Source organism: Hyphomonadaceae bacterium BL14 (assembly GCA_027627705.1).
Taxonomy (GTDB): domain Bacteria; phylum Pseudomonadota; class Alphaproteobacteria; order Caulobacterales; family Maricaulaceae; genus Oceanicaulis.
Map to the genome: position 1 here is coordinate 576,406 of CP091242.1, position 19,316 is coordinate 595,721.

At 66.6% G+C, this 19,316-nt stretch carries 20 protein-coding genes; 7 read left to right on the forward strand and 13 right to left on the reverse strand.

The features are described from left to right. Nucleotides 1–82 precede the first annotated feature (82 nt). Entirely contained in the window at nucleotides 83–856 is a 774-nt protein-coding gene (locus L2D00_02705; protein ID WBQ13607.1) for a DUF547 domain-containing protein, read from the forward strand. 15 nt (nucleotides 857–871) lie between these two features. Here the strand turns inward: L2D00_02705 and L2D00_02710 are convergent, their stop codons facing one another. Next, the gene (locus L2D00_02710; GenBank protein ID WBQ13608.1) at nucleotides 872–2,995 is read right to left on the reverse strand and encodes an alpha/beta hydrolase; all 2,124 of its coding nucleotides are present in this window, start codon (nucleotides 2,993–2,995) and stop codon (nucleotides 872–874) included. A 192-nt stretch (nucleotides 2,996–3,187) separates the two neighbouring features. Further along, the gene (locus L2D00_02715; GenBank protein WBQ13609.1) at nucleotides 3,188–4,072 is read right to left on the reverse strand and encodes a hypothetical protein; all 885 of its coding nucleotides are present in this window, start codon (nucleotides 4,070–4,072) and stop codon (nucleotides 3,188–3,190) included. A 354-nt stretch (nucleotides 4,073–4,426) separates the two neighbouring features. Here L2D00_02715 and fmt point away from each other — a divergent pair, with 354 nt between their 5' ends. Together fmt and truA are read left to right on the forward strand one after the other, a co-directional pair. Then, the gene (gene fmt / locus L2D00_02720) at nucleotides 4,427–5,359 is read left to right on the forward strand and encodes a methionyl-tRNA formyltransferase (GenBank protein ID WBQ13610.1); all 933 of its coding nucleotides are present in this window, start codon (nucleotides 4,427–4,429) and stop codon (nucleotides 5,357–5,359) included. 1 nt (nucleotide 5,360) lies between these two features. Next, entirely contained in the window at nucleotides 5,361–6,101 is a 741-nt protein-coding gene (gene truA, locus L2D00_02725; protein WBQ13611.1) for a tRNA pseudouridine(38-40) synthase TruA, read from the forward strand. On the opposite strand, the gene L2D00_02730 is transcribed toward truA, so the two are convergent. The 11 genes from L2D00_02730 to rpmH all read right to left on the reverse strand — a co-directional run bounded on the left by L2D00_02730 (nucleotide 6,092) and on the right by rpmH (nucleotide 14,506). Next, a complete protein-coding gene (locus L2D00_02730; protein ID WBQ13612.1) occupies nucleotides 6,092–6,673 on the reverse strand; it encodes a hypothetical protein in 582 nt (193 codons plus the stop codon). The two genes, truA and L2D00_02730, sit on opposite strands and share 10 nt — an antisense overlap. Then, the gene (gene dapE, locus L2D00_02735) at nucleotides 6,673–7,833 is read right to left on the reverse strand and encodes a succinyl-diaminopimelate desuccinylase (GenBank protein ID WBQ13613.1); all 1,161 of its coding nucleotides are present in this window, start codon (nucleotides 7,831–7,833) and stop codon (nucleotides 6,673–6,675) included. Before dapE ends, L2D00_02730 begins: the two co-directional genes overlap by 1 nt. A gap of 41 nt (nucleotides 7,834–7,874) precedes the next feature. Beyond that, a complete protein-coding gene (locus L2D00_02740) occupies nucleotides 7,875–8,312 on the reverse strand; it encodes a type II toxin-antitoxin system PemK/MazF family toxin (protein ID WBQ13614.1) in 438 nt (145 codons plus the stop codon). Next, the gene (locus L2D00_02745) at nucleotides 8,309–8,479 is read right to left on the reverse strand and encodes a hypothetical protein (GenBank protein ID WBQ13615.1); all 171 of its coding nucleotides are present in this window, start codon (nucleotides 8,477–8,479) and stop codon (nucleotides 8,309–8,311) included. The genes L2D00_02740 and L2D00_02745 overlap by 4 nt, the downstream gene beginning before the upstream one ends. Nucleotides 8,480–8,687: 208 nt before the next feature. Then, nucleotides 8,688–9,518: a 2,3,4,5-tetrahydropyridine-2,6-dicarboxylate N-succinyltransferase gene (gene dapD, locus L2D00_02750; protein WBQ13616.1), complete on the reverse strand. Its 831-nt coding sequence runs from the start codon at nucleotides 9,516–9,518 to the stop codon at nucleotides 8,688–8,690. 3 nt (nucleotides 9,519–9,521) lie between these two features. Continuing rightward, complete coding sequence (locus L2D00_02755) at nucleotides 9,522–10,220, reverse strand: pyrimidine 5'-nucleotidase (GenBank protein ID WBQ13617.1); 699 nt, start codon at nucleotides 10,218–10,220, stop codon at nucleotides 9,522–9,524. Next, the gene (locus L2D00_02760) at nucleotides 10,217–11,203 is read right to left on the reverse strand and encodes a DUF1036 domain-containing protein (GenBank protein WBQ13618.1); all 987 of its coding nucleotides are present in this window, start codon (nucleotides 11,201–11,203) and stop codon (nucleotides 10,217–10,219) included. The genes L2D00_02755 and L2D00_02760 overlap by 4 nt, the downstream gene beginning before the upstream one ends. Beyond that, nucleotides 11,200–11,778, reverse strand: coding sequence for a ribosome biogenesis GTP-binding protein YihA/YsxC (yihA, locus tag L2D00_02765; GenBank protein WBQ13619.1), 579 nt, complete (start codon nucleotides 11,776–11,778; stop codon nucleotides 11,200–11,202). Before yihA ends, L2D00_02760 begins: the two co-directional genes overlap by 4 nt. A gap of 86 nt (nucleotides 11,779–11,864) precedes the next feature. Continuing rightward, nucleotides 11,865–13,937 (reverse strand): membrane protein insertase YidC, encoded by a 2,073-nt coding sequence (yidC, locus tag L2D00_02770; protein ID WBQ13620.1) that lies wholly within the window; start codon nucleotides 13,935–13,937, stop codon nucleotides 11,865–11,867. A gap of 36 nt (nucleotides 13,938–13,973) precedes the next feature. Continuing rightward, on the reverse strand, nucleotides 13,974–14,306 hold the full coding sequence (gene rnpA / locus L2D00_02775) for a ribonuclease P protein component (GenBank protein ID WBQ13621.1): 333 nt from the start codon (nucleotides 14,304–14,306) through the stop codon (nucleotides 13,974–13,976). Nucleotides 14,307–14,371: 65 nt separating this feature from the next. Beyond that, a complete protein-coding gene (gene rpmH / locus L2D00_02780; GenBank protein WBQ13622.1) occupies nucleotides 14,372–14,506 on the reverse strand; it encodes a 50S ribosomal protein L34 in 135 nt (44 codons plus the stop codon). Between the two features lie 211 nt (nucleotides 14,507–14,717). Between rpmH and L2D00_02785 the strand changes: the two genes are divergently transcribed. Genes L2D00_02785 through rlmJ form a run of 4 tightly spaced genes read left to right on the forward strand, consistent with a single transcriptional unit; the run spans nucleotide 14,718 to nucleotide 19,299 of the window. Then, the gene (locus L2D00_02785) at nucleotides 14,718–15,476 is read left to right on the forward strand and encodes a VTT domain-containing protein (GenBank protein ID WBQ13623.1); all 759 of its coding nucleotides are present in this window, start codon (nucleotides 14,718–14,720) and stop codon (nucleotides 15,474–15,476) included. After that, nucleotides 15,473–16,894 (forward strand): FAD-dependent oxidoreductase, encoded by a 1,422-nt coding sequence (locus L2D00_02790; GenBank protein ID WBQ13624.1) that lies wholly within the window; start codon nucleotides 15,473–15,475, stop codon nucleotides 16,892–16,894. The genes L2D00_02785 and L2D00_02790 overlap by 4 nt, the downstream gene beginning before the upstream one ends. A 21-nt stretch (nucleotides 16,895–16,915) precedes the next feature. Next, the gene (locus L2D00_02795) at nucleotides 16,916–18,403 is read left to right on the forward strand and encodes a HAMP domain-containing histidine kinase (protein WBQ13625.1); all 1,488 of its coding nucleotides are present in this window, start codon (nucleotides 16,916–16,918) and stop codon (nucleotides 18,401–18,403) included. Next, nucleotides 18,400–19,299, forward strand: a complete 900-nt coding sequence (rlmJ, locus tag L2D00_02800) for a 23S rRNA (adenine(2030)-N(6))-methyltransferase RlmJ (GenBank protein ID WBQ13626.1) — start codon at nucleotides 18,400–18,402, stop codon at nucleotides 19,297–19,299. Before L2D00_02795 ends, rlmJ begins: the two co-directional genes overlap by 4 nt. Nucleotides 19,300–19,316 lie beyond the last annotated feature (17 nt).

A 19,316-nucleotide genomic window follows, 5' to 3' on the forward strand; every position in this document is an offset into this window, starting at 1 on the left:
TGGCGAGTTCGCGCCGTGGGGCAAGGTCTGGCGGTGCCGATGCGCTAGTTTATGTCACACACCGTTGAACAGGAGCCCGACCATGGCCGCCCGCACCCTTGCCCTGATACTGATCGCGCTGGCGGCCATGGTCGCCCCTTCCGCCCATGCCACGGACGATCTGCATGATGCCTGGGACCAGCTTCTAGGCAGGTATGTCATTGAAGGATCAGACGGTGTGGACCGGGTCGATTATGACCGCCTGCGTGGGCAGGCCGATGACCGCGCCGCGCTGGATGATTACATCGCCGCGCTGGAGGCGCAGCCGGTCAGCACGCTGGCGCGGGGTGAGCAGTTCGTGCTGTGGGCCAATCTATACAACGCGGTGACCGTACGTCTGATCGTGGAGGAGAACCCGTCTCGCTCCATCATGCAGATCCGCCCCGGCCTGTTTTCCATCGGCCCGTGGAGCGAGGCGCGGGTGAGGGTGGAGGGACGCGACCTTTCCCTGGACGATATCGAGCACGGAGTGATGCGCCCCCAGTTTGAAGCGGCACTGGTGCACTACGCGGTCAATTGCGCGTCTATCGGCTGCCCGGATATCGGCACCCGCGCGTGGCGGGCGGATACTCTGGATGACGACCTGGACGCTGCGGCGCGCGCCTATGTGAACCATCCACGCGGCGTCACGGTTACGGACCGCGGCCTCGTGATCTCGCGGATCTACAAATGGTATGAGGAGGACTTCGGAGGTGATGATGCCGGGGTTATCGCCCACCTTCTCGCTTACGCGCAGCCGGAGCTGGCGCAGGCGATCAGGGCCAATCCGCGCATTGCGCGTCATGCCTATGACTGGGCGCTCAACCGTCCCGAATAAGCGCCCGGGCCGCTGCTAGAACGGTCCGAGATCCCAGACGAAGGCGAAACTGGTCAGCGCCGCCCCGGCGAGACCCATCAGCGTGATGCCGGTCAGCGTGCCGAACCGCACTCGCTCGCCCGACGCCAGCGTGCGCGCCAGCAGGACAAGGGTGAGCAGACCCAGAACGCCTGTAACCAGCATGAGCCAGGTGCCGGCACCGGCAGGCGCCGCCAGTCCGGCGATGATGGCTGCATCCGCGTCCTCCATCAGGCGCGCGGCACCGGCACCGATCAGGGACAGACCCGCCAGCCCGCTGACGCCCGCCAGCCAGGCGGTCAGGCGGGCACCGCCGGTGAGGGCGGCCAGTTCGGCCGCGGGGCGCCGGTCGATCATACGGGCAAGGACCGACAGCGGCAGAATGAACACGCCGAGGAAAAGGATCAGCACGCATATGCCCGCCCACACCATCGGGACAATGAAGGATTGCGGGGCATTAGGGGTGAGGGCCAGGGCGCGGTAGACGCTGGTGGTCCATACCAGGTCCTCGTATTGTGGCACGCTGGCACCTTCTGAAAGGCAGCTGACGTCAAGACCGTCGAGATCAAGGGTGTCAAAGAAGTCGCTCATCACCTGGCCGCCGCATTCGGGCATGGAGCGGGTGGGGCCGTGGCCCGCGTAGGGGACCTCCACATAGCGCGTGCCGGGCATGGCCTCATGGATGTAGACCGCGAGCGAGGGTGGGGTGATCGGGTCCCAGGCGCCATTCACGATCAGGGTGGGAACATCGCTTTGCACCAGTGCATACTCGGCCCGGTCGCGCATGAAGAGGCCAGCCTGTTCGCAAACCTCAACGGCACGCTGCGCACCTGGCAGAGACACCACCAGACTATGCCAGCGGCTGCCGGTGCTGGCTTGTGTGGCCGCCAGCTCGCCCTGGACATAGCCATCATTGCACTGCACCGCCGCCGACATGCCTTGCGACATGGTCATGCCGCCGCCCGGTCCCATGCCGCCGGACAGCGCCACGGCCAGACCGTCCAGCACGACCGGATCGCGGCGTTCAAGCGCGTCGGCGAGGTTGGACATGACCGATGGAATGAAGGCGTAGCTGTCCTGTTCGTAGGCGAGTGAGAAGGGCAGGTAGGCCAGCAGGGCTGGCGGCAGCCAGACCTCGCCCCCGGGCGTGGCTTCGGAATCGGTCGCGGGCAGGATCACCGGATCGTCGCGCAGCGATTCCATGGCATCGAACAGGCGCGCTTCAAGGTCCTCGCAGGCGCGCGCGCCGTTGCAGTCCCCGGCAAAGTTGGCGACCAGAAGGTCGAAAATGCGGGCCCAATTGAACAGGTCGAACAGATCATTGGGCACGATGGCGTCGAGCACCAGGGCGCGTACGCCCTCCGGGTCCTGGCGCAGCAGCATCTGGCCGAGATGTGAACCGTAGGAAATGCCCCAGACATTCCAGTCCTCGTAACCCAGCGCCTCGCGCAGGGCGCGCACGTCGCGGGCATTCTCCACCGTGTTGTAGCCGGTGAGGTCTATCCCCTGTTCGGCGGCCTCGCGGAAGCACAACGCGTTGCGCTCGGCTGTGGCGATCATCATCTCGTCGAGATCGCGCGCCGCATTAAGGCCCGGGTCTATGGCACTGAATTGCGGGCAGAAAGACGTGCTGGCACCGATTCCGCGCTGTTCGAGAATGTACAGGGCGCGCGTCTCGGCGATGGGGTGATCTTTGAGCCGACCCACATAAGCATCCACGCCCACGCCGGGTCCGCCGGTCAGATAGATGACCGGGTCCTCGCGATGCTCGGCCTCATCCTCGCCGGTGGGGGCGATGCGCACATAGTGCAGCTGGATCAGGCGTGATCCGTCCCGCTCTCGGTTTTCCGGCACCGTGATCATGCCGCAGGAGACCTCGCCCGGCTCGTAGTCGATCTCGCCCTTGAAAGGACAGACCAGCGGTGTCAGGCGGGGATTGAGGCTGGAATCCGGTGTCGTAAACACCGCGTCACGGGTCGAAGCCGGGTCCTCATATGTCGAAGCCGGGTCCTCATATGTCAAAGCCGGGGTGTTTTGTGCCGATGCGTCCGGCTCGGGCGCGTCTTGCGCCGCCAGCATCAACGACATGGTGGCGCCGGCCAGAGCGATGAGATGAATCACGATTGAGCCCCTCCCCGAGACATGAGGGTGCAAGTTGGCCGTCCGGGGGTGCTTGCGTCAAGCTGCGCCAGACCGAGGGCAAGAAATAAAGTGGCTAGAATGAAGAGCCGGGCGCACCTTCGTGCGCCCGGCTTCCAGAGTCATCAGATCCGGACCCCGGGTGATAAACCCGTGAGCGGCCGGCAGCGGCACCTAGTCGAGTTCGGAAATCTCGATCCGGCCCGGACGTCCCGTCTGGCTCGATGAGTAGGCGCCGAACCAGATATCGTACCGCCCGGATGCAGGCCGCTCGAACACCAGCTGGGCCTGGACGCTTTGGCCGCTATCGTCGTCACAATGCCAGCCGCCGTTGGGGTCATTGACCACCAGCGTGGTGTCGTAATCGGCCAGCGCGCGCACAACGAGCGGGAAGACGCTTCCGGCTTGATACTGCACAGACACGTCCGGTGCGGTGCCGGTGTGGCCACGGCAGCGGCCATCGCCTGCCGAGGTGCCGCTGGAAAGATTGCTCGGGACCGAAACGTTAGTGCGCGCAGAGACATTGACCGTACGCGGGTCGGGCGTGAAGCCGGCGGACAGCGAGATCACGCCGTTCAGGGGCGGCATGCTGAAGTTCAAGCCGCTGGCCGATCCGCCGCCGCCGAATGAACCGCCACCACTGAGCAGCTCTGAAATCTCCAGTACCGCGGTTTCGTAATTATTGGTGGAAGAATAAGCCCCGACCCAGATATCATACTGGCCGGATTGCGGATTGTCCCACTGCAGCTCGGCCTGCCGACCTTCGCCGCTATCGTCGTCGCAATACCACACACCGTCCGGACCATTCACCACCAGCGTGCTGTCAAAACCGGCCACGGCCCGGAAAATCAGGGGCAGAGAGCTGCCCGCCTGGTACTGCACGCGGAAGTCCGGCGCTTCGGCGATATTGCCCCGGCAGCGTCCATCGCCCCCGCGGCCGATATTGTAGCCGGACATGGCCCGGCTGGCCGAGATCTCACCGCCGACGATGATTTCGACCGAATACGGATCCGGGGTGAAGCCGGCGCGCAGTGATACCGAGCCGAAAGCCGGCGGCAAGGAAAAATCAGGCTGGCTCTGTACAGCCGCCAGGCTCTTTGTTGCCCCGGTCCGCAGGACTTCGAGTGCAGAGAGCGGGCCTGAAGAATGACCAGCCGTGTGCTCACGGTCATTCAAAGCGAAAGATACGCCCGGAGCCACTGCGATGACTGAGGCGGCGATGGCAGATCGAATGAACAGCATTGAACGTCCCCCTGTGTTGAGTCGCGCCATGTTGCCAAAAGCGGACTGCAATCACAACAACTTGAGTGGAAATATTCAGCTGTGCAGCCGGTATCGCGCCTGCCGGTGGCCAAACCGCGCGCGCCCGGCTATCTGATGGCCCCGGCCTCAATCACCAGGACATCACGGGTCATGAGCCTCCGTCTCGCCTTTATGGGAACGCCCGCCTTCGCCGCCGCCTCACTGGCCGAGATCGCCGGGGCCGGCCACGAGATCGTCGCGGTCTATACCCAGCCCGAGCGTCCGCGCGGGCGCGGGCAGGCGAGCGCGAAGACACCGGTTCATGAACTGGCTGAACAACTGGGCCTGCCGGTTTTTACGCCGGAGAGCTTTCGTGAGTCCGATGTGCTCGCGGCGTTCGAGGCGCTCGATCTGGATGCCGCCTGCGTCGTGGCCTATGGCCAGATATTGCCGCAGCGCGCGCTGGATGCGCCGCGTCTGGGCTGTCTCAATCTGCACGCATCGCTGCTGCCGCGATGGCGCGGGGCCGCGCCGATCCAGCGCGCCATCATGGCCGGTGACGAAATGACCGGGGTGCAGATCATGCAGATGGAAGCCGGGCTGGATACCGGCCCTGTCCTGATGAGCGAGAGCGTGCCCATCCACGAAACCGACACCGCTGGCTCGTTGCATGACCGGCTGATGCAGGTCGGCGCGCTGCTCTGGCCGCGCACGCTGGCGGCGCTGGAACGGGGCAGTCTGAGCGCCACGCCGCAGGCTGAGGGCGGTGTCACCTATGCGCGCAAGATCACGCGCGACGAGGCCCATATCGACTGGACGCGGCCGGCGGGCGAGGTGGCCGATACGATCCGCGGCCTGTCACCCTTTCCCGGGGCCTGGTTCGCGCTGGCCGGGGCCAAGGGTGAGGTGCGCGTGAAAGTCCATTTCGCGGTTCCCGAACGTGGCGCGGGCGAGCCTGGCGAGGTGCTGGATGATGCGCTGCTGATCGCCTGCGGACGCGGCGCGGTGCGCCTGTCCCGCCTGCAGCGCGAGGGGCGCGGCGTGATGGAGGCGGACGAGTTCCTGCGCGGCACGCCTGTGCAGGCGGGTGCGCGGCTGCGCTGACATGCCCCGCTATCACCTCACCATCGAATATGACGGGCGGCCTTTTGTGGGCTGGCAGCGCCAGGACAACGGGCCGTCGGTCCAGTCAGCGCTGGAACGGGCCGTGGCGGCGCTCGACGGAGGCATGCGCGAGGTTTATGGCGCAGGGCGCACCGATTCCGGGGTCCATGCGCTGGCCCAGAGCGCCCATGTGGATCTGGAAAAGGACCTTGCCCCGGGCAAGGTGCGCGATGCGCTCAATCACCATCTGGGACGCGACCCGATTGCCGTGCTCTCGGCGCGCCGGGTCGATGACCGGTTTCACGCGCGCTTCTCGGCGGTGAAGCGCGGCTATGTCTACCGCATCATCCCGCGGCGGGCGCGTCTGGCGCTGGAGGCGGGCCGCGCCTGGCGCACACCGCGCGCGCTGCACGTTGCCGCCATGCACGAGGCGGCGCAGACGCTGGTGGGCATGCACGACTTCACCACCTTCCGCGATGCGCGCTGCCAGGCGGAGACGCCGGTCAAATCCATTGATGCCATTGCGGTGCAAGAGGTGGATGGCGAGGTGCGCATTCGCGTCGAAGCGATCAGCTTCCTGCACCGTCAGGTGCGCTCCATCACCGGCTCGCTGGTGGAGGTGGGCAATGGCAAATGGTCAGTGCGCGATTTCGCCGACGCGCTGGCTGCCGCTGACCGCACGCGTTGCGGGCCTGTGGCACCGCCCGACGGGCTGTACCTGGCGTTCGTGCGCTACGCCTGAGCCAGCAGCGCGATCGCCAGCGCCTCGATGACCAGCGGGATGGCTGCTGCGGCACCCGCCAGTACCGGCGGCAGGCCCAGCGCGCCGTGGGCCACGCGCCAATGCACATAATAGCGCGTCAGCGTATATATCCCGAGCAGGCCTTGAACCGCAGCGGCATTGGCCAGCCCGCCCAGATACAACGCCCAGATCAGGGCCTGCACATGCAGCAGCACGAACACCGCCCAGTTATGCACCGCCAGCCAGGCCCCCAGGCGCTCGCGTATCCCCAGAATGGCGACGGTCAGCAGAGCCGTGAGCGGGAACAGGCCCCAGATGCGCAGCCAGGCCCCTGCGGCGTCGCCAAAACCGGTGGCGGCGTCAGGCGCGTAAAGGGCCGGGTTCTGGGCCACCATGGCATTCACGCCCGCCACCATCAGGTAGAAGGCGGGCAGGGCCAGAATGACGCCGTTGAAGGATCGGCCCACACCCAGTGGCGTCACGTCGAAATGCCCGCGCCAGCCGGGCCGGAACGCCAGCATGGCGAACACGCCGCGTACGCGCCGGTTGGCGTCGGCCAGCATGCGGCGCATCAGGCGAAGGCCTCGAAATAGCGCTCCAGGATGCGGGTATAGATCGCGGTGAGCTGGGTGATGTCGGCCACCGGCACGCGCTCGTCGATCTGGTGCATGGTCGCGCCGACCAGGCCGAACTCGGCCACCGGGCAATAATCCTTGATGAAGCGCGCATCCGACGTGCCGCCGCCCGTGGTGAGGGCCGGGGCCTTGCCGGTCACCTCGATCACGGCGTTCCTGAGCAGATCGGTGAAGGCGGGATTGTCGGTCAGGAAGGCTTCGCCGGTGACGGTCAGGTCCAGCTTGATCTGACCATCGAAGCCGGCACCCACGCCCGCAGCCTCATCCTCGATCCAGCGTTTGAGGTCATCGCCGGTGTGGGCGATGTTGAAGCGGATGTTGAATTTGGCCTGTGCGGCAGCAGGGATCACATTGTGGGGCGCATTGCCCACATCGATGCTGGTCACCTCCAGATTGGACGGCTGGAAATGCGGTGCACCGTCATCCAGGTGCCGGGCCGTGAGTTTGTTGAGAAGCGCCAGCAGAGGCGGGATCGGGTTTTCCGCCTTGTCGGGATAGGCCACATGGCCCTGGCGCCCGGTCACGGTGATGACGCCGTTGAGCGAGCCGCGCCGGCCCACCTTGATGGTGTCGCCGATATGGGCAGGATTGGTCGGCTCGCCCACCAGGCAATGGTCAAACCGCTCGCCGCGCGCGTGCACGGCCTCGAGCAGTTTTTTCGTTCCATTGACGGCCGGGCCTTCCTCGTCACCCGTGATCAGGAAGGCAATGGAGCCCCGGGGGGCACCGTGATGGGCGATATGGGCGCCCACCGCCGCCACCATGGCCGCGATCGAGCCCTTCATATCGGCCGCGCCGCGGCCCCAGATCTGGTCTTCAGCAATCTCGGCGGCGAAAGGCGGGTGGGACCAGGCGCTTTCAGGTCCGGGCGGCACCACGTCCGTGTGTCCGGCAAAGCAGAATACCGGCGCGGCTGTCCCCAGCCGGGCATAGAGATTGTCGACCTCGCCAAACGGGTGGCGCGTGCAGGTAAAGCCCAGCTCGCTCAGCGCCGCCTCGAGCACATCCAGCGCGCCGGCGTCAGCGGGCGTGACCGACGGTGCCTGGATCAGGCGGCGGGCGAGGGCGATGGGGTCGGGTGTTGCGGGATTATCCATGGCGCTGATTTAGGGTGAAACGCCCTGTGGCGCCATGGGGTTCAGGTGTCTGATTCACCCAGGAAATGCGCCCGCCAGGCCATATGGGTCTGGAAAGCCATGATCATGGCGTCCGACAACCGCCCGATCACTGGAGTTGTCTTGCCTGCAGCGGTTAGCGGGACGAACCAATCGCGCGTGTAGGGGAGGGGGAGGAGGGCGTCGAGATCGAACCGCGTCGCGTAGGCCAGCCCGCAGGCCTGCATCTCGGCGTAATTGGTGATCCGGAAATCCAGTGGGCGCCGGTCTTGTTTCAGACGCGTCGTGCCCGGCGCGACGAGCAGGAGGGCTCCGCCAGACTCTTCCTCGTACACGCCCAGAATGAGCGAGGGCCGGGGTTTGGGCCCCGGCTGTTCGGGCGGTGTTGTCTCGGGAAAGCGCGTCCAGACAAGATCATAGGCTTTGGGCCAGACCGGCTTCGGCCAGGCCTCGTCTGTCACCAGCTGGCCTCGGACTTGGGCTTGGCGGCTTTCAGGCGTTCGCCAAAGCGCTCGCGCAGAGACTGGACGACGGGCTCGCTGACCTCATCGTCATAAGCCTCGACATCCGCCGATTTCGGCGGCTGACGATTGGAGGCTTTTGAGCCGAGCGATTTGCGGGGGGTCATGGACCAATCCTGTTTCGCGTTTCGAGACGCTCACGCAGTGCCGTGCATAGAATGCACGCTTGTGGGGCAAGAGCAAGGCGGATCGCGCCTGACGCCTTGGCGCGCTTTGGCGGCGAGGGGCGAAATCTCGCATATAATAAGCAGGTTGTGCGGTTCCGGGACAAGCCGGAGCGAGGCTTCGCTCCAGGCCCGCCTGCCAGTTCCCGCCTCAATCCCTGAGCAGGGCGTTGATGGAGGTCTTTGACCGGGTCTGGGCGTCAACGCGCTTGACGATCACGGCGCAATAGAGCGACGGGCCGCCCTTGGGGTCAGGCAAGGCGCCGGGCACCACCACGGCGTAGGCCGGGACCTCGCCGCGCATCACCTCGCCGGTGGCGCGGTCCACGATCTTGGTGGAGGCGCCGATATAGACGCCCATGGACAAGACCGCGCCTTCGCGCACGATCACGCCTTCGGCCACTTCGGCGCGGGCGCCGATGAAGCAGTTGTCCTCGATGATCACCGGGCTTGCCTGCAGCGGCTCAAGCACGCCGCCAATCCCGGCACCGCCGGAGATGTGCACGTTCTTGCCGATCTGCGCGCATGAGCCGACCGTGGCCCAGGTGTCGATCATCGCGCCTTCGTCCACATAGGCCCCGATATTGACGAAGGAGGGCATCAGCACGGCGTTGCGGGCGATGTGGGCACCCCGGCGCACGGCGGCAGGGGGCACGGCGCGGAAGCCCGCCGCGGTGAACTCTGCCTCGCCCCAGCCTTCAAATTTCGATGCGACCTTGTCCCACCATGGACCCTCGCCGGGCCCGCCGGCGATGAGCGTGTTGGGGTTCAGACGGAAGGACAGGAGCACCGCTTTCTTCAGCCATTCATGCACCGTCCACCCACCCTTGCCGTCAGGCGAGGCCACGCGCGCGGCGCCGCTGTCGAGCAGGGCGAGCGCGGTTTCCACCGCCTCGCGGACGGGTCCTCGGCTCTGGGGGGTCAGCTCGGCGCGCGCCTCCCAGGCGGCGTCGATGGTGTCTTTGAGGGCGGCGTGTGTCATGGATCAGGCCTTGGATCTGGCGGCGCGCATCTCGCCCAGGAAACCGGTCAGGCAGTCTGCGGCGTAATGAACATGGGGCGGGTGGGCACCTGGTCCGGCGGTATGGCCGTCCGGGTCCTCGGTGCCCGCGCGGATCAGCACGGTGGTGAAGCCCATATCGGCCGCCGTTTCAAGATTGGCCGGTGAATCTTCAAACATAACCGCGCGGCGTGGCGTGATGTCGAAATGGCGCGTGAAGCGCTCGAAACTCGCCCGGTGGGGTTTGGGCAGGTATTGCGCCGCCTCGATGTCATACAGGTCATCGAACAGGCCGTTCAGACCCAGCCGGTCGATGACTTTTTCGGCGTGTTTGCGCGAGCCATTGGTGAACACCACCCGCTTGCCCTCCAGCGCCGCGACGTGACCGGCCAGTTCGGGGTTGGGTGTGATGACCGAGTGGTCGACATCGTGAACGAAATCGAGGAAATCGCCCATATTGACGTCGTGATTGCTCATCAGGCCGTTGAGCGTCGTGCCGTATTCGCGCCAGTAGGTTTTCTGCACCCGGCGCGCGTTCTCGCGGTCGAGGTCCAGCAGGCGCATCACGTACAGCGTCATGCGCTGCTCAACCTGGCTCATCACGGCCGTGTCGGCCGGGTAGAGGGTGTTGTCCAGATCAAACACCCATGAGTCCGTGGCGTGGAAGCGGGCAACGCTGCTCACTGGTCGATCTCCTCGAAATCCGGTGCGGCCAGCCGCAGGATCACGCCGGCGGTCTCCGCATCGGGTGCGGGCGCAGCGCGGAAATTGGCGCGCACAAAGCCGTGGCGCTCGCAGCCGTCAGGATTGTCATTCATGAAACGGCCCGGCGCGATGCAGAAGGAGGCGTCCGCGCCGGCGAGATGGCGTTCGCCCTGATCCGTCAGCAGGCGCACATGCACATGCGCTTCGCCCGGCACCAGACGGTCGGAGGCGAGCCGCATGCATGCGCCCGGCTCGATCCGCCACCAGCCGCGCACCCGGGTTTCGCCGTCGCGCACGCGCGCCAGTGCCGCAGCCATGGGCATTTCCGCGTCATTGCATACCCGCAGGCCCGTGCGTGCGTTGCGCTCGACCGCACGGGCGTGCAGCGCTTCGATCAGCGCGGCCCGGTCCGTGCCGAATTCCTGTCCGATCTCCGCCTCGAACGCCGCGATCTGGCGGCGGGTGCGCCGGCCCGCAAAACCGTCAATCAGGCGAATGTCCTGGCCATTGGCCTGTAGCAGGCGCTGCAGCCCGGCCTCCTCGGCACGGTCACCGAACTCGTCGAGCTCGACCAGCACGGCGCGGGTGCGTTCGGCCTCATTGAGGCGGCGGAACTGGCGGGTCTGAAGGCCCAGGGCAGGGCAATTGGCGACGCCCTCAAACGCGAAATCAGTCTCGTCGACGCAGACGTCAAGCGCGCCGCGCCATTCGCGCACGCCGCCGGGATAGGCGCTGGTGGAGCGGGCATAGAGATACTGGTCGGTATCGGCACCCGGCCCGACGCGCGCACAGGCACCCGGGGCCAGGCGCGTCCAGCCCTCCACCGCCAGGCCGGTCGTGGTGCGCCAGGCCTTGGCCACGTCCAGCATGAAGCTTGTCTCGTTGCAGACCTCGCCCGCCAGGGCCGGGCCGGTCAGGGCCGCGGCGCCGAGGACAGCGGCCAGCAGCGCGCGCACGCTCATGCCGGCGCCGCCAGGGCCAGGTCGGCCAGCTCCGCACGCAGCTCGGGAATGCCGTCCTGCTTGGCGCTGGAGGTGAGCGCGATGCGCGGATGGGCGGCGGGACGGCGCTCGATCTGTTTCAGGGTCTCGGCCAGACGCGCCTGAGCCTCGGCGGGCTTGAGCTTGTCCGCCTTGGTGAGCACCACCTGATAGATGACCGCTGCCTTGTCGAACGCTTTCATCACGCCCTCATCCACCGGCTTGATGCCGTGCCGCGCGTCGATGAGCAAGAGCACGCGTTTGAGATTCACCCGGCCGCGCAGATAGTCCTGCGTCAGGGCGGTCCAGCGCTCCACCACATCCTTGGGTGCCTTGGCAAAGCCATAGCCGGGCAGGTCGACAATGCGCAGGCGCCCGGCAAGATCGAAGAAGTTCAGCTCGCGCGTGCGGCCCGGCTCATTGGAGGCGCGGGCCAGCGCCTTGCGGCCGGTCAGCGCATTGATCAGCGAGGACTTGCCGACATTCGAGCGCCCGGCGAACGCCACTTCGGGCGTGTGCGGGGGGGGCAGGAATTCCAGCGCGGTCACCCCGAGCATGAAATCGCAATTGCCGGCGAACAGCTTGCGGGCTGCCTCGATGCGCTCGGCCGCTTCGGAGCCTGCGTCTGGCGCGTCAGGATGGGTCAGCGCTTGGCTCCCGGTTTGCGCCGGGCCGGGCCCGAGCGCTTCTTCTTGGCTGCCGGGTTGGAGCGCGTGCGCGTCCCGGCCGGTTTCGGCGCGGCAGTCTCGGGCGCGTCATCGCCGCCGGCAGGCCCAGCCTCGACCCCGTCGCCGTCAACGCCCGGCGTGTTGGCCGGTTTGGTGTTCTTGAGCGCGGACTGTGTGGCGGCTGCAGCCTTTTCGTCGAGCGTGGCCCCGGCCTTGTCAGGTTCGGAAAAGTCCGGCGCCGGCTCGCCCTTCAGCCTGGCGCGCAGTTTGGCGATGCCCTTGTCCAGCTCGGTCTGAACGCCCTGGCGGCGCATGATGATGTATTGCTGGATCACGGTCAGCGTGTTGTTCCAGGCCCAGTAGATCACCAGCGCGGCGGCGAACGGTGCCAGTACGAAGGTGAACACGACGGGAAGGAAGGCGAAGATCTGACGCTGGATCTTGTCGGGCGGCGGTGGGTTCAGGCTCATCTGCGCCCACATGGTGATGCCCATGATGATCGGCCAGACACCGACGGCGAGGTAGGGGTTGGAGATCAGCGGGATGCCCGACGGGTCGTAGGGCAGCAGGCCGAACAGGTTCCAGATGGTGGTGGGATCGGGCGCGGACATGTCCTGGATCCAGCCGAAAAACGGCGCATGGCGCGCATCCAGCGAGATGAACACGGTCTTGTACACCGCAAAGAAGATCGGGATTTGCGGCAGGATCGGCAGACACCCGGCCAGCGGATTGATCTTCTCGCGCTTGTACAGGGCCAGCATGGCCTGCTGCTGGGCCTGGGGGTTGTCTTTGTTGCGCTCGCGGATCTCGGTCATCTTCGGTGCCACGGCGCGCATCTTGGCCATGGAGGCGAAGGCGCGGTTATTGAGCGGGAAGAGCGGGATCTTGATCAGCAGCACGAACAGCATCAGCGCCAGGCCGTAATTACCGATCACGCCGTACAGATAGTGGATGATGGCGAAGAAGGGCCGGGTCAGGAACCAGAACATGCCCCAGTCAATCGCCTGGGACAGGCGTGGAATGCCGGCCTCATCCTCGTATTGCGACAACAGCGAGGAGGACTTGGCACCCGCATACATCATGCTGGTGTCGCTGACCGTCTCGCCCGGCGCAACGGCGACCGTCGCGGCCAGATAATTGGCTTCGAACACCGGCGCGCCGGGCCGGTCGAGCACGCGGAACTGGCCGCGCATGTCCGGCATGCCCTGCGGCGTGACCGCAGCGAGCCAGTATTTGGACGTGAAGCCCATCCAGCCGCCCGCGCCATTGCGCTCGACCGAGCGCTCCTCGGTCATTTTATCAAAGCTGCGGTCGATCAGCCGGTCGCCGACCACGCCGACACCGCCTTCGTGCAGGATGAAGAAATTGAGCAGGTCTGGCGGAATGCCTTCCTGGCGCACCACGGCGAACCGGCGCAGAGACACCGGCGCCGCACCGGTATTGGTCACCGCATCCGTGACCGTGAACAGGTAATTGTCATCCACCGATATGGTGCGGCGGAACACCAGCGGCCCGGCGTCATGCTCCAGCACCACCGGCGTCTCCGGCGTGAGGCGGTTGCCCTCGACGAGGCGCCAGCGCGTGCTGAGATCGGGCAGGCCGGACGGCGCGTCCGACCCGCCAAGCCAGCCTGAGAACATGTAGTGGCCGTTGCCGGCCCCTTCGGGGTTCAGCAGGGTGACCGGCACGCCGCTGTCGACTTCGGTATCGTAGCGCAACAGCTGCAGGTCATCGAGGCGCGCACCGGTCAGGGCCAGCGTGCCCGACAGGGCCGGGGTGGCGATCTCGATGCGCTCAAAGCGCGCCAGCGCGTTTTCACGGGTCAGCCCGACTGCCGGACGATCCACGTCAAAGTCCACGCCCGCCGCGTCTGGCGCCGCATCTGCGGACGCTGCATCAGGAGCCTGCTGGGCAATCTGGGCCGCTTCGCGGGCGGCGCGCTGTTCGCGCCCCTGCGGCTGCAGCACGAACAGATCGTACAGAAGCAGCACGCCCATGACGCACACGAAAAACAGAATCAGGTTGCGCGTATTGCTCGGGTCACCCATGGGTGCGGACATCCTTCACCAGGCCAATATGACGCCTCAGGCCGGATCGGAACTCCGGCCGGCCCGCACGCGCGGGGCGAGGCTTATCAACGCGCTTTCTACATCGTCAAGCAAAGCCGTCCATGCCCGGGCAGGCGTGTCGGCGCGCGCGATGAAGACATAGTCGGTTCCCGGCGCGCCGTGGAGGGGCAGAAGCAGCCGCGCCGCCTCACGCAATCGGCGCTTGGCGCGGTTGCGCACAACAGCTCCGCCAATCTTCTTCGTGGCGGTAAATCCGGCCCGGGCAGGGCCGTTCGGATCATCCGGCCGGCTCAGCGCCTGGATCACCACGCCGGGACGTGCTGCGCGCAAGCCGTCGCGGGCGCGCAAAAAATCGCGCCGCACGGTGATCCGCGCGGCGCGATCAGGATAGGCTGCAACTGGTTTCAGCGCGCTCAGGCGGACAGCCGCTTGCGCCCCTTGGTACGGCGGCGCGCAATGACCAGACGGCCCGACTTGGTGGCCATGCGGGCGCGGAAGCCGTGACGGCGCGCGCGCACCAGTTTGGAAGGCTGGAAAGTACGTTTCACGGGATCTGCTCCGTTCAGGGATGCCGCCAGCGCGCTGGCGGCTGTCCGAATTCGAGCCGCGGTTGATACGGGCGGGCGCGCGCCAAGTCAAGCCGCTGGCGTGTATCACGCCGTGGTGATGATCGCGCCGCGAGCCGTGACTCTCTTGTGTCAGAAAATGGCTCTATAAGCGAGCCTATAGCCACCTGCTGCTTGAGGAAACCGCACCGCCATGGCCGACATCGAACCTGCTGACCCCGTCCAGCCAAGGCGTACGCCGCTGTGGCGCCGCCTGATCCCGTTGGCGGTGCTTCTGGCGGGCCTGGCGGCGTTCCTGCTGGCGGGGGGCGGGCGCTATCTGAGCCCGGAAGCCGCCCAGTCGCTGCTGCGTGAGCTGGATGTCTGGGTCAGCGACAACTTCCTGATTGCCATTCTGATTTACGGAATCTTCTACGCGCTGGCGGTGTCGATTTCGGTGCCCGGCGCGGTTTGGTTCACCATCGGGGCAGGTTTTCTGTTGGGGCCCTATGCCGGGACGGCGGTGGCGGTGGTGGGCTCCACCATCGGCGCGACGATTATCTTCCTGGCGGCGCGCTATGCCTTCGCAGACTGGGTGCGCGAGCGCTTTCCCTCCTATGTGGCCCGGCTGCAGAAGGGGTTCTCGCGCGACGCCTTCACCTATGTGCTGATCCTGCGCCTGATACCGGTGCTGCCCTTTTTCGGGGTCAATCTGGCGACCGCGCTGCTGAACGTGCCGCTGCGCGCCTATGTGCTGGGCACGCTGATCGGGGTGATTCCCCTGGGTTATGTCTATGCCACGCTGGGCTCGACCCTTGGGCAGGTCGCGGGCGGGGTGCCCAGCCTGCTGGACCTGGTGACGCCCGAGCTGATCGCGGCCATGGCCGTGTTTGCGGTCGTTGGCTTCATGCCCTTCATCTACAAACGCCTGACTGGCCAGAAGCCGCCCGCAGCCAACGGGGACGTGTCATGAGCCGCAAAGCCATGAAAGCTGATATTGCCATCATCGGTGCGGGCGCGGCCGGCCTGGTCACGGCTGCAGGTGCCGCGTCCCTGGGGCGCAAGGTGGTATTGTTCGAAGCTGGCGAGATGGGCGGGGACTGCCTCAATTTTGGCTGCGTGCCGTCCAAGGCCATCCTCACCGCCGCCCACAAGGCGCACGGTGTGCGTGAAGCTGACCGCTGGGGCATCGAGGCCGAACTCAAAAGCGTGGATTTTGCCCGCGTGCGCCAGACCATTGCCGAGGCAATCCAGACGATCGAGCCCAATGACAGCCAGGCGCGGTTTGAAGGCCTGGGCGTGACAGTGGTGCGCGAGCGCGCCCGGTTCGCCGGGCCGCGGACGCTGGAATCCGAGACCGTGTCGGTCACCGCCAAGCGCATCGTGATCGCAAGCGGCACGCGGGCGCGCATGCCCGATATCGAGGGCCTCAAAGACGTGCCCTGCCTGACCAATGAAACCATCTGGTCGCTGGAAACGCTGCCCGACCATCTGATCATTCTGGGTGCCGGCCCCATCGGAACCGAGCTGGGCCAGGCCTTTGTCCGGCTGGGCTCGAAAGTCACCGTGATCGAAGCGGGCGCACCGCTGTCGCGGTTCGAGCCCGAGCACGCGGCGCTGGCTCTGGAAGCGCTGAAGGAAGACGGGGTCAGCCTGCTGATCGGTCAGGCCGCCGTGCGCGCGTCGGGCGGGCCGGGCGCGATTACGCTCACGCTGGCGGACGGACACAGTGTCAGTGGCAGCCATCTCCTGGTGGCCGCAGGCCGCGAACCGGTGCTGGACGGCCTCAATCTGGAAGCGGCGGGCATCGACACCGATGAACGCGGACTGGTCGTGGATGACCGCCTGCGCACATCGAACAAGCGGGTACTGGCGGCAGGCGATATTGCGGGCAAGGGCGGGCTCACGCACCTGGCCGGATGGCATGGGTCGGTCATCATCCGCAATCTCTATTTCGGCCTGCCGACGGCTCAGTCCTCCCAGCCCATCCCGCAGGCGGTCTACACCGATCCCCCGTTGGCGGGCGTTGGCCTGACGGAGAGCGAAGCGCGCGCCGCCCATGGCGACGCCGTGACGGTGTCGCGCTGGCCGTTTTCTGAGAATGACCGCGCGATCGCCGAGGGTGATACACGCGGCGGGGTCAAGCTGATCATCGGCAAGGGTGCCAAGCTTCTGGGCGCCCATGCGGCGGGCGCGCGGGCCGATGATCTGATCCAGATTGCGGGCGCCGTGATGGCGCGCGGCGGCACGGTGCGCGACCTGACCAGCGCCGTGGCACCGTATCCGACGCGTGGAGAGGTCTTCAAACGCGCCGCAAGCAAGTATTATGAACCGACGGTGTTCGGTCCGCTGGCGCGGATGCTGGCGAGACTTCTGACCGCCTTTCACTGAGGCGAGGTGCGGGGGACGAGATTGGGCAGTAACGGCCAGCGCCGCGGGACCAGCCCGGCCGCCTGGGTTCAGGCGGGCGGATCGCGTGTCGTGGGTGCCGCCCGGTCCCTCCCCGGCAAGCTGCTGATCTTCTCAGTCCTGTTCGTGCTGGTCGCCGAGGTCATGATCTTCTTTCCCTCTGCGTCCAATTTCCGCACGGAGTGGCTGACCTCGCGCGCGGAATCCGCCCACCTGGCCGCGCTGGCCGCCGAAACCGCCGATGCGGGCGGACTCAACGAAGACCAGGTGCGCGAACTGCTGGCCGGGGCCGACGCCATTGCCGTGGCGCGCGTCTATGGCGGGTTCAACGAGCTGGTGCTGGGCGGCGATGTTGGTAACAGCGCGATCGTCGATGCCAATCTGACCAGCGAGACCCTGATCCAGCGCCACCTGGCGCTATGGGGCACGGTGTTCGCGCCCGACGGCCGGTATCTCAGGATCGTCGCCGCGCCGCGTACAAGGCCGGAGGAACAGATCAGTGTCATCGTGCCCGAGGCCGGGCTGCGCGATGATTTGCTGGCGTTCTCCGTGCGCATCGCCGGATTGTCACTGTTCATCGCCGGTGTGACCGGGGCGCTGCTCTATCTGGTGCTGATGTTCATGTTTGTGCGCCCCATGCGCCGTCTGGCGCTGGCAATCACCGCCTTCCAGCAGGACCCAGGCAATCCCGCCCTGGGCTTTACGCCGTCCGGGCGGCGCGACGAGATCGGCGAGGCCGAGACCGCGCTGGCCGCGATGCAGGATGAGGTGCGTGCGGCCTTCCGCCAGCGCGATCGTCTCGCAGCGCTGGGCGGGGCGGTGGCGCGCATCAATCATGACTTGAGGAACGTACTGGCCAGCGCCCAGCTGATCTCCGACCGCCTGGCCATGAGCGCGGACGAGCGCGTGGCCAATATGGGTGCGCGCCTGGTGCGCGCCGTCGATCGCGGGGTAAGGCTCTGTGAAGACACGCTGAAATTCGGCCGGTCGCAAGAGCGTGCGCCGGTGCTTGGCCCGGTCAATCTGAAACAGGCCCTCGACGAGGCTTCAAGCGATGCCATGGCGGTGTCGGGCGGGGCCGAATGGGACAATCAGGTGGCTGATGCGGTCACAGTGATGGCCGATGCTGATCACGCCCACCGCATATTCCTGAACCTCTTTCGCAACGCCATCCAGGCCATGGGCCCGCACGGCGCGCTCAGCGCGTCGCTGGCGCGCGAGGGTGGGGGCCAGGTGGTGATCGCCGTGCGCGATTCCGGTCCCGGCGTGCCGGGCCATGTGCGCGAAACCCTGTTTGAGCCCTTCGGGCGCACCGGCACCAAGGGCGGGTCGGGTCTCGGCCTGTCCATCGCGCGCGAGCTGGCCCGCGCCATGGGCGGAGAGGTGATGCTGGCCGAGACCGGCAGCGCAGGTGCCGTGTTCGAGGTCAGCTTGCGCGCCGCGCAAGAGGCTCCACAAGGCCGCACGGAAACGCTAAACCGCCCGGCATGAATTATCGCCACGCCTTTCATGCCGGCAATTTCGCGGATGTGCTCAAGCATGCCGTTCTGGCCCTGTGCCTGACGCATTTGACCCGCAAGGACAAGGCGCTGCGCTACATTGATACCCATGCCGGGATCGGGCGCTATGACCTGACCAGTGACGCCGCGCAGCGCAGTCCCGAATGGCAGGGTGGCGTGGCGCGCGTTCTGGCGGCGCAGCGCCCTGCGCCTGTGGAGGCCGCTTTGGCGCCCTGGCTTGCCGCCGTCAGTGCGGCCAACCCGGACGGCGCGCTCACCGCCTATCCCGGCTCTCCGGACATCGCCGCGAGCGTGCTGCGCCCCCATGACCGCATGCATCTGTGTGAACTGCATGAGGCTGACTGCCGCACGCTGGATCAGCGCTATGTGCGTGACGGGCGGGTGAAGGCCGAGCGCCGCGACGGCTACAAGGCGCTCTCTGCCCTCCTGCCGCCACGCGAACGGCGGGGCCTGGTCATGATCGACCCGCCATTTGAACAGCGCGACGAGATGGTGGCGATGGCGCGCGCGGCGCGCGGCGCGCTGGAGCGCTGGCCCACCGGGGCCTATATTTTCTGGCGTCCGCTCAAGGATTTGTGGGCCAGCGAGCGGTTTGATTCCGGCCTTGCCCAATGGCTCTTGTTTGAGCAGGACTTCGACCCGGACAAAATCCTGCGCGCCGATCTGTGGGTGCGCGATCTGGAAAGCGAGGGCAAGCTGGCGGGCGCGGGCGTGGTAGTGGTCAACCCGCCCCATACGCTGGAGGGTGATCTGCTGGCGCTGCTGCCCTGGCTCAGCGAGACACTGGCACAGGGCGAGGGGGCGGGCTGGCGTCTCGATGGCGCCGTGACCGAAGACACGCTGGAACTGGACGAAGACGCGGGGTGAGGGCGGCGGTGCCCGCC

What these genes read in the sequence shown, in the direction of transcription:
- L2D00_02705 (WBQ13607.1), top strand. Translation starts at nt 83, where the DNA reads ATGGCCGCCCGCACCCTTGCCCTGATACTGATCGCGCTGGCGGCCATG.
- fmt (WBQ13610.1), top strand. Translation starts at nt 4,427, where the DNA reads ATGAGCCTCCGTCTCGCCTTTATGGGAACGCCCGCCTTCGCCGCCGCC.
- truA (WBQ13611.1), top strand. Translation starts at nt 5,361, where the DNA reads ATGCCCCGCTATCACCTCACCATCGAATATGACGGGCGGCCTTTTGTG.
- L2D00_02730 (WBQ13612.1), bottom strand. Translation starts at nt 6,673, where the DNA reads ATGCGCCGCATGCTGGCCGACGCCAACCGGCGCGTACGCGGCGTGTTC.
- dapE (WBQ13613.1), bottom strand. Translation starts at nt 7,833, where the DNA reads ATGGATAATCCCGCAACACCCGACCCCATCGCCCTCGCCCGCCGCCTG.
- L2D00_02745 (WBQ13615.1), bottom strand. Translation starts at nt 8,479, where the DNA reads ATGACCCCCCGCAAATCGCTCGGCTCAAAAGCCTCCAATCGTCAGCCG.
- dapD (WBQ13616.1), bottom strand. Translation starts at nt 9,518, where the DNA reads ATGACACACGCCGCCCTCAAAGACACCATCGACGCCGCCTGGGAGGCG.
- L2D00_02760 (WBQ13618.1), bottom strand. Translation starts at nt 11,203, where the DNA reads ATGAGCGTGCGCGCGCTGCTGGCCGCTGTCCTCGGCGCCGCGGCCCTG.
- yihA (WBQ13619.1), bottom strand. Translation starts at nt 11,778, where the DNA reads ATGCTCGGGGTGACCGCGCTGGAATTCCTGCCCCCCCCGCACACGCCC.
- yidC (WBQ13620.1), bottom strand. Translation starts at nt 13,937, where the DNA reads ATGGGTGACCCGAGCAATACGCGCAACCTGATTCTGTTTTTCGTGTGC.
- L2D00_02785 (WBQ13623.1), top strand. Translation starts at nt 14,718, where the DNA reads ATGGCCGACATCGAACCTGCTGACCCCGTCCAGCCAAGGCGTACGCCG.
- L2D00_02790 (WBQ13624.1), top strand. Translation starts at nt 15,473, where the DNA reads ATGAGCCGCAAAGCCATGAAAGCTGATATTGCCATCATCGGTGCGGGC.
- rlmJ (WBQ13626.1), top strand. Translation starts at nt 18,400, where the DNA reads ATGAATTATCGCCACGCCTTTCATGCCGGCAATTTCGCGGATGTGCTC.